Here is a 335-nt window from a genome sequence, read left to right on the forward strand (position 1 = left end):
TGTCCATCAATATAGATGGGCGCGATTGTTGCCAGACAGGACAATTTTCACAAGACGTCGCTGATGGGGCGCTTACCGTAATGATGGCGACATTATTCACCTCTCGCAGCCTTACGCTTGTCTTCTCTGATTTTGAAGTACAGATTTGTCAGATAAGTCAGGAAGCCCAGAACCAGACTCCCCAGTACACCAATCGCAGCCCACTGTGACGGACTGACCTGATCAAGCCACTGTAAAAACCAGTAGCCAGCACTGCCTGCGGAGGTGCCGTAGGCAATGCCCGTTGAAATTTTGTCCATGGATTTCATAGCCTCACCTCCGCAAATAACGGATGG

At 50.1% G+C, this 335-nt stretch carries 1 protein-coding gene; it reads right to left on the bottom strand.

The window, feature by feature from the left end:
• Positions 1 to 92: 92 nt before the first annotated feature.
• Positions 93 to 308, bottom strand: coding sequence for a class II holin family protein (locus ABZJ92_RS22375; protein WP_000839572.1), 216 nt, complete (start codon positions 306 to 308; stop codon positions 93 to 95).
• Between the last annotated feature and the right edge of the window lie 27 nt (positions 309 to 335).

This window comes from Shigella sp. FJ200513 (assembly GCF_040495915.1).
In the GTDB taxonomy this organism is placed as follows: domain Bacteria; phylum Pseudomonadota; class Gammaproteobacteria; order Enterobacterales; family Enterobacteriaceae; genus ECMA0423.

Excerpts from the sequence above, each read along its gene's own strand:
- ABZJ92_RS22375 (WP_000839572.1), bottom strand. The coding sequence starts at position 308 with ATGAAATCCATGGACAAAATTTCAACGGGCATTGCCTACGGCACCTCC.